This is a genomic window from Streptomyces sp. NPDC001714, assembly GCF_042892755.1.
GTDB lineage: Bacteria > Actinomycetota > Actinomycetes > Streptomycetales > Streptomycetaceae > Streptomyces.
This window is the reverse complement of the sequence record NZ_JBIAUL010000015.1, coordinates 309,050-323,046: the sequence shown is the minus strand read 5'-3', so window position 1 is coordinate 323,046 and position 13,997 is coordinate 309,050. Positions and strand designations below refer to the sequence as shown.

General features: G+C 71.3%; 8 protein-coding genes. 7 read left to right on the top strand and 1 reads right to left on the bottom strand.

The window, feature by feature from the left end; translation table 11 throughout:
* The 7 genes from ACFY0P_RS35020 to ACFY0P_RS34990 all read left to right on the top strand — a co-directional run.
* Positions 1-2,136 (top strand): serine hydrolase (locus tag ACFY0P_RS35020; RefSeq protein ID WP_388922463.1); only part of this gene is annotated, 2,136 nt, incomplete at its 5' end.
* Between the two features lie 197 nt (positions 2,137-2,333).
* A complete protein-coding gene (locus ACFY0P_RS35015) occupies positions 2,334-4,181 on the top strand; it encodes an MFS transporter (protein ID WP_388922460.1) in 1,848 nt (615 codons plus the stop codon).
* A gap of 225 nt (positions 4,182-4,406) precedes the next feature.
* Positions 4,407-5,741, top strand: coding sequence for a sugar phosphate nucleotidyltransferase (locus tag ACFY0P_RS35010; protein WP_388922458.1), 1,335 nt, complete (start codon positions 4,407-4,409; stop codon positions 5,739-5,741).
* A gap of 141 nt (positions 5,742-5,882) precedes the next feature.
* The gene (locus tag ACFY0P_RS35005; protein ID WP_388922455.1) at positions 5,883-6,596 is read left to right on the top strand and encodes an SDR family oxidoreductase; all 714 of its coding nucleotides are present in this window, start codon (positions 5,883-5,885) and stop codon (positions 6,594-6,596) included.
* Positions 6,593-8,803: a glycogen debranching protein GlgX gene (glgX, locus tag ACFY0P_RS35000; protein WP_388922452.1), complete on the top strand. Its 2,211-nt coding sequence runs from the start codon at positions 6,593-6,595 to the stop codon at positions 8,801-8,803. The genes ACFY0P_RS35005 and glgX overlap by 4 nt, the downstream gene beginning before the upstream one ends.
* Positions 8,800-10,959, top strand: a complete 2,160-nt coding sequence (locus ACFY0P_RS34995; RefSeq protein ID WP_388922449.1) for an AGE family epimerase/isomerase — start codon at positions 8,800-8,802, stop codon at positions 10,957-10,959. The genes glgX and ACFY0P_RS34995 overlap by 4 nt, the downstream gene beginning before the upstream one ends.
* A 31-nt stretch (positions 10,960-10,990) precedes the next feature.
* Positions 10,991-12,172, top strand: a complete 1,182-nt coding sequence (locus tag ACFY0P_RS34990) for an IS701 family transposase (protein ID WP_388922446.1) — start codon at positions 10,991-10,993, stop codon at positions 12,170-12,172.
* A 64-nt stretch (positions 12,173-12,236) separates the two neighbouring features.
* Here ACFY0P_RS34990 and ACFY0P_RS34985 read toward each other — a convergent pair whose 3' ends face one another.
* Positions 12,237-13,847, bottom strand: a complete 1,611-nt coding sequence (locus ACFY0P_RS34985) for an ABC transporter family substrate-binding protein (RefSeq protein ID WP_388922443.1) — start codon at positions 13,845-13,847, stop codon at positions 12,237-12,239.
* Between the last annotated feature and the right edge of the window lie 150 nt (positions 13,848-13,997).

Sequence of the window (13,997 nt, the reverse complement as noted above, 5' to 3'; positions counted from 1 at the left end):
GAGCCCGAAGACGCCGCCCCCCGGGACGATTCGACGACCACCGCCGAACCCGAGGACGCCAAGCCCGCGGACGCCAAGCCGAAGGCGACGGCCGAACCCGCCGACGCCGAGCCCGCCGACAAGCCCAAGGCCACCACCGAGCCCGAAGACGCCGCCCCCCGGGACGATTCGACGACCACCGCCGAACCCGAGGACGCCGAGCCGAACGCGACGGCCGAGCCCCAGGACGCCGTGCCCGGCGGCAAGCCCAAGGCCACCGCCGAACCCCAGGACGCCAAACCCGCGGACGCCAAGCCGAAGGCGACGGCCGACCCCGAGGACGCCAAACCCGCCGACAAGCCCGAGGCCACCGCCGAACCCCAGGACGCCAAACCCGAGGACGCCGAGCCGAAGGCGACGGCCGAGATCCAGGACGCCGTGCCCGGCGGCAAGGTCGGGTCGGCGGGCGGTGGTTCGGGTTCCGGGGACGGTCGCGCGGACGCCGACGGCGAGAGCGAGGAGGCGCCGCAGGGGGCACCCGCACCTGACGGCGACGGCCGCGCGGACGGTGCGGGCGGGAAGACCGACGGCGGCGACGGCGAAGCCGAGCCCGCCGTCGATCAGCCCACGACCATGCTCAAGGCCCCCCGCCCCCCGCAGGTGGACCAGCCGACCACCACGCTCAAGCTGGGGGGTGCGAAGCCCAGGACCCCCGAGGCCGACGCCGAGCGCACCAGCAAGTTCGTCGCTCTCAAGTCGGACATAAGGCAGGGCCCGAAGCCGGAGGCCAAGCCCGAGCCCGCCTCGACCACCCGGACCACCGTCCTGCCCCAGGTCGGCCCCGAGCGCACCACCCAGCAGCCGCTTCCCCCGAAGCCCCCGCTGGACCTGCTCGCCGAGCTGACCAACACCCCGCCGCCGCCGGAGACCCCGGTCAGGACCCTCTTCCGCCGGGTCAAGATCTGGACGCCGCTCGTCATCGTCCTGCTGATCGTCTTTGCGGTCGTGCAGACTCTGCGTCCGCTCCCCCAGCCCACCCTCGACCTCACCGCGAAGGACACGTACACCTTCGACGGCGGCAAGACGGACATCCCCTGGCCGGCCGACGGCCAGGCCGCCCTCGACGTCCAGGGCATCGGCACGTTCGGCTCCTCCGGCGACCAGAAGCCGGTGCCGATCGCGAGCGTCGCCAAGGTGATGACCGCGTACATCATCCTGCGCGACCACCCCCTGAAGAGCGGTGCCGCCGGCCCGAAGATAAAGATCGACCAGGCGGCCCAGGACCAGGCGAACGCCGGCCAGGAGTCGACCGTCGACGTGACGGCAGGCGACTCGATCACCCAGCGCGAGGCCCTGGAGTCCATCCTGATCGCCTCGGCCAACAACGTGGCCCGCCTGCTGGCCCGTTGGGACGCCGGCTCCGAGAAGTCGTTCGTGGCGAAGATGAACACCACCGCGAAGAAGCTCGGCATGACCAACACGACGTACACGGACCCGTCGGGGCTCACGAACTCCACGGTGTCCACGGCCGTGGACCAGGTGAAGCTGGCGAAGGCCGCGATGGCGAGCGAGCCGTCCTTCCGCGAGGTCGCCGCGATGATGTCGTACGACGACTACAAGGGCGTCAACCACTCCAACTGGAACCAGCTGGTCGGCCACAACGACGTCGTCGGCATCAAGACCGGCACCACCACCTCGGCCCTCGGCAACCTGGTCTTCGCCGCGAAGAAGACGGTCGGCGGCGAGACCCGCACGGTCATCGGCGCGGTGATCCGGCAGCCGGCCAACGCCAGCAACGACAACAGCATCCTCAAGGCCGCCCTCAACGCCGGCGACGCGCTGATCCGGGCGGCCCAGGGCGCGCTGAAGGGGGCGACGATCTACAAGAAGGGGGACGTCGTCGGGTACGTGGACGACGGGCTCGGCGGCCGCACCCCGGTCGTGGCGACCAAGGACGTCACCGCCGTCGGCTGGTCGGGGCTGAAGGTGAAGCTGTCGTTCGCCGCCGACGACGTGCCGCACACCGCGCAGGCCGGTACCAAGGTCGGCACCCTCACCGTGGGTGACGGTTCCGGCTCCGCCGTCCAGGTCCCGGTCGCCCTGGAGAAGGACCTGGCCGAGCCCGGGTTCACGAGCAGGCTGACCCGCCTCGGCTGACCCATAACCGGCATTCCGTCACCGCACCCCGCCGATGGCGGCCCACCCCAGGGCCCCGCGGCGGGGTGCGTGCTAGCGTCACGAATCGGGGCAGGTCGCCGGTCGCCGGGACACGGCCGCGAACTGGACGGAAAGCGGCCGCCAACACCGTGGAACGCGGCCGGTAACAGAAGACGGGACACGGGGAGTGCCTTCAGGTGGCCACAGCGGAGCCGACACGCGCCGACGACGCCGATCCGGGCCCGGTAGCCGGCCCGCGAATAGCCCTGCCGTCGGCGGACACGGACGACACGGAGCGTAAGGCCGGCAACCGGCTGCTGCGGGCCGCCGAGCCGCTGCGCGGACGGCTGCTGCGCCACCCGGTGCTGTCGGTCACCGCCCTCGCCGGCATCCTGCACATCATCTGGTTCTTCACGTTCGCGAACAGCGGCGGGGATCTCGCGGCGCAGGACGCCTGGGCCGAGTTCGTCGGCCGGCATCCCGACTCCGCGTACAACCTGGCCTGGTACGGCGGCATGCACCCGGTGTCGTACAGCGTGGTCTCGCCGTACCTGATGTCGCTGATCGGCGTCCGTACGACGATGATGCTCGCCGGCACCGTCTCGGCCGGGCTGCTGACCCTGCTCCTCATCCGCAGCCGTGCGGTGAAGAACCCCCTGTGGGCCGCGCTCGCCGGGGTGTTCGCGCTGATCTGCAACGCGCTGTCCGGGCGGGTCACCTTCGGGCTCGGCACGATGTTCGCGCTGGCCTCGGTCGGGGCGGTGTTCTGCTGGCCGTACCGCTGGCGTTACAAGAGGTGGGCGAAGGCGCTCGTGGCCGCGCCGCTCGCCGCGCTCGCCACCATGTCGTCGCCCGTGGCCGGGCTCTTCGTCGGCCTGATCGCGGTCGCGCTGTTCCTGCAGAAGCGGCGGCCGGGCGCCTGGGCGCTGGGCCTCGCGCCCGCGGCCGTGGTGGCGGTCTCCGCCTGGCTGTTCCCGTTCTCCGGCACCCAGCCGATGGGCTTCGGCTCGGTGATCATGCCGCTGACGTACGGCCTGCTCTGCCTCTTCCTCGTGCCGAAGGAGTGGAAGACGGTCCGGCTGACGGCAGCCGTGTACAGCCTCGGCGTGGTGCTGGTGTGGCTGGTCAGCTCGCAGATCGGCTCGAACATCTCGCGGCTGCCGATGCTGTTCGCGGGGGTGACGCTGATCGCGGCCCTCCCCTACACGGTCCCGCGCTCGCGCAAGTACTACACCGTCGTCCTCGCCTTCCTCGGCGCCTGCGGCTGGAGCAGCTTCAAGTCGGTCGACGACATCATCCACACGACCCCGGCCGCGTCCTGGGCCCGCGAGCTCGCCCCGCTCGTCCACCAGCTCCAGCAGGTCGGCGCCGAGAAGGGCCGCGTCGAGGTGGTCCCGGCCCGCTCGCACCGCGAGGCCTCCGCGCTCGCGCCGTACGTCAACCTGGCCCGCGGCTGGAACCGCCAGGCCGACATGGAGCGCAATCCGCTCTTCTACGACGACACCCTCAACTCCGCGAACTACCACGAGTGGCTGCAGCGCTGGGCCGTGCACTTCGTCGTCGTCCCGAAGGACCAGCCCGACGGCGACGGCGGCGGGGAGCGGGAGCGGGCGCTGGTGCGGCGCGGGATGCCGTACCTGAAGCAGGTCTGGGGCGACGCCAACTGGCAGCTGTTCCGGGTGACCGACCCGGTGCCGCTCGCCGAGCCCGACGCGGTGGTGGACAGCGCGGAACAGGGCGAGCTGACCATCGAGGTCCGCAAGGCCGGCCGGATCCTGATCCGGATCCCCTACTCGCCCTGGCTGAGCATCGTCGACGCGGACGGCAAGAGCCTCAAGGCGCCCCAGGAGACCGAGGCCTCCAAGCACCGGGCCGACGGCGAGCCGAAGACGTACACCAACGTCAACGGCTGCCTGAGGGAGACGCCGGAGGACGCCAAGGGGGACAAGTGGACGATGCTGCTGGCCCCGAAGGCAGGCACGTACCGGCTGGCGGCGCCCTACCAGCTGCCGCGGGGCACACCCTGCCCCGACGAGCTGAAGTGACCAGCCTGCAGACGTGACATGACTGACAGGATGACAACTCGATTGACTCACTGAGTCAATTCACATTCGAGCTGGATATTCCCAGCTCAGAGACGGTATTAAGGAGGCCGTCACGGCCTCCCATGACCCCTGTCCGCCCATTTTCTTTACTTTTTACTTGACTCTCAATGACGGGCTCAGTTGACTGAATGACGTTGATTCGTCAGCCGAGGAGGCAGCGCAGTCATGGGGGACGAGACGTTAGGGATCATCCTGGCGGGAGGCCGGGGCGAACGTGCCAAGCCGCTCACCCTCGCCTCCTCGGACTACATCCGCAGCAAGGCGCTCATCCCGTTCGCCGGCCGGCCCGTCGTCGAGTGGCTCGTCGAGAACTGCCGGGACCAGGGCATCCGCCGCTTCCACGTGGTCGCCCAGGGGGCCGAGAACCACAGCCAGATCAAGCTCGTGCTGGGCAGCGGCGAGCGGTTCGGCGTCGAGATCCACTACTCCCGGGCCCGGCTCGACCGCTACAACGTCGGCTCGGGCGCCGCCACCCTGCACAACCTCGAACGGTGGGACCTGACCGGCCGCGCCCTGGTCATGCCGGTCGACTCCGTCTTCGAGTTCTCGCTCCCCCTGCTGACCGACGCGCACGACGCCGCCGACGCCGTCGTGACCGTCGCCTCCGTCGGCCGCACCGCCGAGGAGATCGCCGGCAAGTACGGCGTCATGCAGAAGTCCGCGGACGGCACCGTCTCGGGCTTCCTGGAGAAACCCGACCTCGACCGCATCCACCGCCTCTTCCCCGAGACATCCTTGCCGGGAGCCGGCTTCACCCTGCCCACCAACGCGGGCATGTACCTGATCGACTGCGGCCGCCTGCGGCTGGCCGCCCGCACCCCCGAGATGATCCGGCTCGCCCAGCAGCGCCTGGACTGGGGCGGCGACCTGCTGCCCTGGCTGGTCCGGCGGGGCCTGCCGGTCGCGGCCGCACCCATCGACCGGCTCGGCGACCTCGGCAGCATCCCGGACTACCTGGCCACCCTCGGCGACGTGCTGCGCGGCCGCTACCGGTGGATGAGCCGGGCCATGGGCGCGCCGGTGAGCACCGACCCGCCGTACTGGATCCACGAGTCGAGCCTGCGCACCAAGGACAGCGTGCACGGCACCACCCTCGCCCAGAAGATCTCCGAGGGCAGCGTGGTGCTGGGCCCCGCCGTGCGCATCGGGCGGAACGCCGAGATCGGCCCCGGCGTGAAGCTGCGGTACACGGACGTCGGCGACGACGTCGACATCGACGAAGGGTCCCGGCTCAGCCGGTCGGCGATCGGCGACGGCGCCGTCGTCGGGCCGTACGCCCGCATCACCGACTCGTACGTGGGGCCCATGGCGCAGGTGCACTCCGCGCGCGACAACCCCGTCCGGCTCGTCCACTCGGCGATCGGCGAGGCCGCCGACCTGCGTCCCGGCACCCGGCTCTCGGGGGTGAGCGTCTACCCGCGGCTGCGGGTCCCCGCCGTCACCGGACTGCCCACCGGCACCCATCTGACCAGCTCCGACGACATCCTGCGCTGGATCTGACCGGATCCGGCCCGACCTGACCTGACCTGACCTGACCTGACCTGACCTGACCTGACCTGATCGAACACGCCCTGACGCATCCACCTGCTCCTTCCCGCACCCCAATCGTCCGGCTCGTCTACAGCCTGGGGAGTTTTCTCGATGGACAGCCCGATCGCAGTCATAGGAGGGACCGGCCGGGTCGGCCGGCTCGTCACCCGCCGGTTGCTGGCCCGGGGCGAGACCGTCCGGGTCATCGGCCGCAGCACCCAGCGCGCCCGGCGGCACATGCCCGCGCAGGCGCAGTACTTCACGGCCGACGTACGCGACCCCGGTACGCTCCGCACCCCCCTGCACGGGTGCTCCGCGGTCGTCTACGCCGTGGAGCCGGGCACCGACGCGGCCGGCCCGGACAGCCCGGAGTCGACCCTGCACGGCGGCGTCCGCCACGTTCTCGACGCCCTGGGCGCGGCCGCCCCGGTCGACCGGCACTTCGTGCTCGTCAGCCAGCGGCACGTCACCCGCCGCGACCACCCCATGAACGCCTACGGCAGGATGCTGGACTGGCGGCTGGCCGGCGAGGACGCGGTCCGCTCCTCGGGGCTGCCCTACACGGTGATCCGGCCGGGCTGGCTGACCGACGAGCCCGGCCACGGCGTGCTCCACCTGGAGCAGGGCGACGTCGGCGACGGGTACGTGGCCCGCGAGCACGTCGCCGAGGCGTGCGTCCGGGCGATCGGCTCGCCCGCCGCGCACGGCGTGACGTTCGAGATGCGCAGCGAGGCCGGCCCGGCCGCCGGTGCCGTGCCCTGGGACGAGCTCTTCGCCGGGCTGCGCGCCGACGCCCCGGCCGGGACCAGGGCGGTGTTCGCATGAGCGCCCCGACCGAGGCCCAGGACCAGCCGACCGCCACCACGACCACGGATCCCGCGAACGAGTACATGACCCTGCCCGCCGACCAGGCCCCCGACACCCTCGACCTCGTCCAGCCGGGGGTCACCCCGGGCCACCCGCAGCCGCTGGGCAGCACCGTCGACGCCGACGGGGTCAACTTCTCGATCTTCTCCGAGCACGCCACCCGGGTCGACCTGCTGCTCTTCGAGCACTGCGACAGCCCGCGGCCCTACCGGACCGTCCGGCTGCGCCCCGAGCGGCACCGGAGCTTCCACTTCTGGCACTGCCACGTGCAGGGGCTGGGCGCCGGCCAGGTCTACGCCTACCGCATCGACGGGCCGCGGGACCCGGTCGCCGGGGGCAGCCGCTTCGACCACCGCAAGGTGCTGCTCGACCCCTACGCCCGCGCCAACGTCAACAGCCGCTGGGACCGGACCCGCGCGATCGGTCCCGGGGACAACGTCGAGCACTCCATGCGCAGCCTGGTGGTCGACCTGGACGACTACGACTGGGAGGGCGACACCCCGCTGCGGACCCCGATGGCCGACACCGTCATCTACGAGATGCACGTCCGCGGCTTCACCGCCTCACCGACCTCCGGGGCGGAGTGCCCGGGCACCTTCTCGGCCGTCATCGACAAGATCCCGCACCTGAAGGAACTCGGCGTCACGGCGGTGGAGCTGCTGCCGGTCTTCGACTTCGACGAGACCCAGGTCCTGCGCACGGGACCGGACGGGACAGCGCTGCGCAACTACTGGGGCTACGACCCGTACGGGTTCTTCGCCCCGCACACCGGCTACTGCGCGAGCCCCCATCTCGCCACCCACATCACCGAGTTCCGCGACATGGTGAAGGCGCTCCACAAGGCGGGCATCGAGGTCATCCTCGACGTGGTCTTCAACCACACCAGCGAGGGCAACGAGTTCGGGCCGACGATCAGTTTCCGGGGCGCGGCGAACGAGGCCTACTACCACCTGTGGCCGCAGGACCGCTCCCACTACATGGACTTCACCGGGTGCGGCAACGCGGTCAACGCCAACCACCCCATCGTCACCAAGTTCATCCTGGAGTCCCTCGAGTACTGGGTCTCCGAGCACCACGTCGACGGCTTCCGCTTCGATCTCGCCTCGGAGCTGTCGCGCGGCCCGATGGGCTACGAGATGGCGGTGCCGCCCGCGCTGTGGGCGATAGAGCTGTCGCAGGTCCTGGCCGAGACGAAGATCATCGCGGAGCCCTGGGACGGCGGCGGGCTCTACCAGGTGGGCCGCTTCCCGGGGAAGCGCTGGGCACAGTGGAACGGCCCCTTCCGGGACGACGTACGACGGTTCGTGCGCGGTGACGCGGGCATCGCCGGCGAGGTCGCCTCCCGGCTCGGCGGCTCGGCCGACCTGTTCGCGCCGCAGGAGGAACTGCCCACCAACAGCATCAACTTCGTGACCTGCCACGACGGCTTCACCCTCAACGACCTGGTCAGCTACAACACCAAGCACAACCACGCCAACGGTGAGGCGGACGCCGACGGGACGAACGAGAACTACAGCTGGAACTGCGGCTCCGAGGGCCCCTCGGACGACCCGGAGGTCGAGGGGCTGCGGGTACGGCAGATCAAGAACCTGCTGTCGGTCCTCATGCTCAGCCGCGGCGTCCCGATGCTCCTGGCGGGGGACGAGTTCCGCAACAGCCAGGCCGGCAACAACAACGGCTACTGCCAGGACGGGCCGCTCACCTGGCTCGACTGGGACCAGGCCGGCAAGGAGCGGGAGACGCTCGGGTTCACCCGGGACGTCATCGGGCTGCGCAAGCGCTACCGCACCTTCCGTGAGCCGCAGTTCTTCTCCGAGCGGCTCAACCCTCGTCTCCTGCCGGACATCACCTGGCACGGCACGCGCCTCAACCAGCCGGGCTGGGAGAACCCCGACGCCCACGTGCTGGCCTGCACGTACGGCGGTTTCGACGGTGACCCGGACCTGCACCTGATCCTCAACATGTACCACCTGGGCCTCGAATTCGAGCTGCCCGAGCTCCCCGGCCACCGCTGGCACCGCGTCCTGGACACGGCCCGGCCGGCCCCGTACGAGATCCTCCCGCCCGGAGCGGAGGAGCCGGTCGACGGTCCCACCTATCACGCCCAGGGCCGCAGCGTCGTGCTGCTGGCGGCCCTGCCCGACGAGAAGGGCACGCGACGATGAGCGCACTCTCCCAACGACGCATCACCTCCGACACCCTGGCGGGGTACGTCACCCACTACAGCCCCACAAGGCGCATGTTCGGCCTGCGCAGCCCGGACGGGCGGGAGTTCACGGTCCACCTGACCCACAACGCCGTCTCCCGCATCGTCCGCAACCTCGGCGACTCCTACCGCGACACCACGGCCGACACCGTGGACATGCTGGCCGAGGGCCGGTTCCTGTTCGCGTACGGGATCCTCTACGAGTGGGAGGGCGGCGCCCGCTTCGACGCCAAGGAGATCACCTTCCCGGAGGAGAGCCGCGGCCAGTACGTCTTCGAGCACCCGAACTGGTGGGTGCAGCAGGCCGCCGCCATCGCCGACTTCTACCTGCGCGGCCAGTTCCCCGACGGGAACTACGACTGGCGCGACTTCCGCACCCACCTCACCCTCAGCGGCACCCACTTACCGGACTTCCACGGGCAGGACGTGCGGCAGGAGACCGACACCATCTCCCGGCTGGTGTACGGGCTGGCCACGGCCTACCTGCTGACCGGCGAGGACCGCTTCCTGGAGGCGGCCGAGTCCGGCACCGAGTACCTGCGCGAGCACATGCGGGTGGACGACCAGGCGGACGGGATCACCTACTGGTACCACGGCATCGACATCACGCCGAACGGGCACCGGCCGGTCTTCGCCTCGGAGTTCGGCGACGACTACGACGCGATCCCCATGTACGAGCAGATCTACGCGCTCGCCGGCCCCACCCAGACCTTCCGGATCACCGGCGACCCGAAGATCCTGAACGACATCGACCGCACGGTCGCCCTGTTCCAGAAGTACTTCCGCGACCCGGTGAACGGCGGGTTCTTCTCGCACCTGGACCCGATCGCCCTCGACCCCGGCGCCGACTCGCTGGGCCGCAACCGGTCCCGCAAGAACTGGAACTCCGTCGGCGACCACGCCCCGGCCTACCTGATCAACGCCTACCTGGCGACCGGGCGTTCCGACTTCGCCGCCCTCCTCGAGGAGACCGCGGACACGATCGTCGAGCGGTTCCCGGACGAGCCCAACTCCCCCTTCGTGCAGGAACGGTTCCACGCCGACTGGAGCCCGGACCGCACCTGGGGCTGGCAGCAGGACCGCGCGGTGGTCGGCCACAACCTCAAGATCACCTGGAACCTGACCCGCATCAAGGCGCTGCACGACAAGCCCGAGTACCTCGCCACGGCGGAGCGGATCGCCGAGCTGATGCCCGGGGTGGGCAGCGACGGGCTGCGCAGCGGCTGGTACGACGTGGTGGAGCGGCAGCCCGACCCGGACAGCGGCATCCACCGCATGGTCTGGCACGACCGCAAGGCCTGGTGGCAGCAGGAGCAGGCGATCCTCGCCTACCTCATCCTGGCCGGCACCACCGACGACCCCGAGCACCTGCGGCTGGCCCGGGAGGCGGCGTCGTTCTACAACGCCTACTTCCTCGACTACGAGGACGGCGGCGTCTACTTCAACGTCCTGGCCAACGGCATCCCGTACCTGCTGGGCACCGAGCGGCTCAAGGGCAGCCACGCGATGGCCGGCTACCACGCGCTGGAGCTCTGCTACCTGTCGGCCACCTACACCGGTCTGCTGCTCGGCAACGACCCGGTGACCCTGCACTTCCGGCCGCGCCCGGACGACCTGCCGGAGCGGCTGCTGCGGGTGGCGCCGGACCTGCTGCCGGCCGGCTCGGCGGAGCTGACCCGGGTCTGGGTGGACGGGCAGCCGTACCAGAACTTCGACGCCAAGGACCTGACGGTACGGCTGCCCGAGGGCACCGAACCGGTGCGGGTGCGGGTGGAGCTGGAGCCCGCGCAGATGCGGCTGCGGATGCGCAGCGAGTTCGACGGCGGAACCGCCCACATCAGCTGCCGCGGTGTGATCGACGCCGCCGAACTGGGCAAGTTCCGCAGGATCCTCGGCGAGGTCATGGCGGCCACCCCCGGGCGGGTGGAGTTCCACCTGTGCGAGACCAGCGAGATGTGCCGGTCCGCCATCAACGAGCTGCTGTTCCAGCGCACCAAGGCGGGGCTCGACGTCGACTTCGTGATCGTGGGCTGCGCCCTGCCGGAGGTCGCGGACGCGCTGCTCGCCACGGACGCCTTCCTGCTGGAGGGTGGTGACGACTGCAACCATGAGTGATCTCGCGACCCTCGCACTCCCGTTACCGTCCGTGCGTACCCCGGGTGCCCCGCCCGGTGCCTGCGACCTGCCGTCCTACTGCGGCGAGCTGTTCGGCCAGTTCACCCGGGCCGACCAGCGGCGCTGGGGCGAGGTGTACCTGCGCGGCCTGCTGGCGGTGCCCGGACGCAAGACGCCGGCCAGGATCACCGAACAGGTGCTGGGGCGGCGGGCGGTGCAGCAGATCCAGCAGTTCGTGAACCAGAGCCCCTGGGCGTCAGCGCCGGTGCGCGGCCGGCTGGCCGGGCAGATGGTCCGGGCCTTCCGGGCCGAGGCCTGGTCGGTCGACGAGGTCGTCTTCGCCAAGAACGGCGACCGCTCGGTCGGCGTGGCCCGCCAGTACGCGGCCTCCCAGCAGCGCACCGTCAACTGCCAGCTGGCGCTGGCGACCTCGCTGGTGGGGCACGCCGGCGGGGTCCCGGTGAACTGGCGCCTCGTGCTGCCGACCCGGTGGGACCGCGACGAGGACCTGCGCGGCCAGGCCCACCTACCGGAGCACGAGCGCTGCCGTCCGCGGTGGAGCTACGTGCTGGAGGCGCTCGACGAGATGCTCGACGAGTGGTCCCTTGAACCGCTGCCGGTGCTGGCCGACTGGCGCGGCGACGGGGATCCCGACCCCCTGCTGCGGGGGCTGGAGGCCCGCGGTCTCGGCTATGTGGTCCAGACATCGCCGCACACCCCGGTGCTCCTCCCCCGCGGCCGGGCCGGCGGCACCGGCGGCACCCTGGCCGACCTCGCCGCGCACGCCGTCCGGCACACCGAGCGGACGTCGGTGACCTGGCACGACCCGGTGACCGAACGCATGTGGCACTCCGAGTTCCTGACCGTTCCCGTGCTGCTGCGGGCCGAGCGCTCTCCGGAGGGCTGCCCGAGCGGCGCGCCCCGGGCGCGGATGCTCCTCGCGGACTGGCCCTACGGCCGGCCGCAGCCGCGGGCGTACTGGCTGACCAACCTGCCGGTCCGGCGGCTCGCGGAGCTCGTGCTGCTGGCCCGGCTGCGCAGGTTCGCCGGGGAGGCGCTGGCCCGGATGCACGACGAGTTCGGCCTCGGCGACTTCGAGGGCCGCTCCTTCCGCGGCTGGCACCACCACGTGACGCTGGCCTCGGCCGCGCTCGGCTTCGACATGGTGCGCCAGCAGGCCGACGAGAGAGCCCTGAGCGCACCGCATGCCTGAACAGCGCCACCGCAACAGCCAAGACGGCCCCGTGCGGACACGTCCGCACGGGGCCGCCGTGCGCTCACTTCTCCCAGCCGACCTTCGTGAAGTCGATGTCGCCGAGGCCCGGGACGCCGTAGTTGGCGAGGCCCTTGCGGACGGCGAGGATCTGGGGGCGCTGGTAGAGCTCGATGTCGTGGCCGAGCCGCCAGATCTGGGTGTCCGCCTCGTTGTACAGGCGCCGCGCGGCCCGTTCGTCGAGGGTGCCGGCGGCCTTGCCGAGCAGTTCGTCCACCTGCGCCGAGCCGACCCGGCCGTAGTTCTCGAAGACCTGACCGCCGGCCGGGCGCCGGTAGACGGCGTAGGCGGAGCTCGGGTACGTCAGGCCGGTGAACCGGAAGATGGCGAGGTCGAAGTTCCCCTTGTCCAGGTACTGCGGCCCGTAGGCCGTGGCGGGCACCTTCTCGATCTCGACGCGGACCCCGGCCCGGGCCAGCATCTGCTGGACGAGCTGGGCCAGGTCCTCGCCGAGCCGGTTGGTGCCCTCGCTCAGCACCAGGCGCAGGGTGAGACTGCGGCCGTGCCTGACCCTCGGCTTCCCGTCGCCCTGGCTGCGCCAGCCCGCGCGGTCCAGGGCCCGCTCGGCGGCCGCCAGGTCGAAGCGGCCGTACGGGCCGGAGTCGTCGGCGTAGCCGGGCTGGTTGGTCATGTAGAAGTGGTTGCCGAGCAGCGGCACCTTCACCGGCAGGCCCGAGGCCGCGACCTCGGCCAGCGCCTGACGGTCCACGGCCTGCTGGAGGGCGTTGCGCACCGCCCGGTCGGCCAGCGGCCCGCTCGCGCCGTTCAGCGTGACGTGCACCTCGTCCCAGGCGGAGCCGACCCGGATGGCGGTGTCCTTCGCCTTCGCCAGCTGGGCGTAGGCCTCGCTGGTGGCGGCGTTGACGACGTCGACCTCGCCGTTGCGGAAGGCCTGCAGGGCGGCGTCGGGGTCGAGGACGCGGAAGACGATCCGGTCGAGCCGGGGCCGGGTGCCCCACCAGGCCGCGTCGGGGACGAGGGTGAGGGTCTGCGCCGTACGGTCGACGGAGGCCAGCCTGAAGGGGCCCGCGGTGACCGGGAGCCGCCCCTGCCAGCCGGAGTCGAAGTGCTGCGGGCTGTCGTAGGCGACCGCCGGGAAGAGCGGGGTGAAGAGCCTGCGCCAGTCGGCGTACGGCTGTTTGAAGGTGACCTTGACCTCGTGCGCGCCGGCGCCCTGGCGGACGTCGGCGATACGGTCGTAGCCGCTCGGGTCGGCGACCAGGTACCGGTCGTCGCCGCCGCCCACCGCCTGCCACTGGGCTGCGAAGTCCCGCCAGCTCAGGGCCCTGCCGTCGGACCAGCGGGCCTTCGGGTTGAGCCGGTAGGTGACGACCTGGCGCGGGCCGGCGGCGGAGACGGTGGCGGAGGTCAGGTAGTCCGTGACGATCCGGGGGACGCCCTCGGCGTCGCGGGTGAAGAGCCGGGGCTCCGTCATCGTGTCGACGGTCCACACGTCGTCCAGGGCGCCGTCGACGTGGTTGAAGTTGAACTGCGTGATCATCTGCGTGATCGGCACGGTCAGGGTCCCCCCGGAGCGGAGGTCCGTGGACGGCAGGGCGTTGATGTCGTAGGTGCCGTAGGTCGGCAGCGCCTGGTGCCGGGAACCGTCGTGCACGCCGGACGCGGTGCATCCGGTCGCCGTGAGGACGATGAGCGCCCAGACGGCCGGCCACGCGGGCCATCCCCGTAATCGCTCCACCTGTCAGCCTCTCCGGCGTCGCGTAACCGCCAACTACCCCCGTTACCATGGGAATTGCGGCGTCGG

Bases quoted from the DNA above. Each gene is read 5' to 3' on its own strand.
- ACFY0P_RS35010 (WP_388922458.1), top strand. From the start codon at position 4,407: ATGGGGGACGAGACGTTAGGGATCATCCTGGCGGGAGGCCGGGGCGAA.
- ACFY0P_RS35005 (WP_388922455.1), top strand. From the start codon at position 5,883: ATGGACAGCCCGATCGCAGTCATAGGAGGGACCGGCCGGGTCGGCCGG.
- glgX (WP_388922452.1), top strand. From the start codon at position 6,593: ATGAGCGCCCCGACCGAGGCCCAGGACCAGCCGACCGCCACCACGACC.
- ACFY0P_RS34995 (WP_388922449.1), top strand. From the start codon at position 8,800: ATGAGCGCACTCTCCCAACGACGCATCACCTCCGACACCCTGGCGGGG.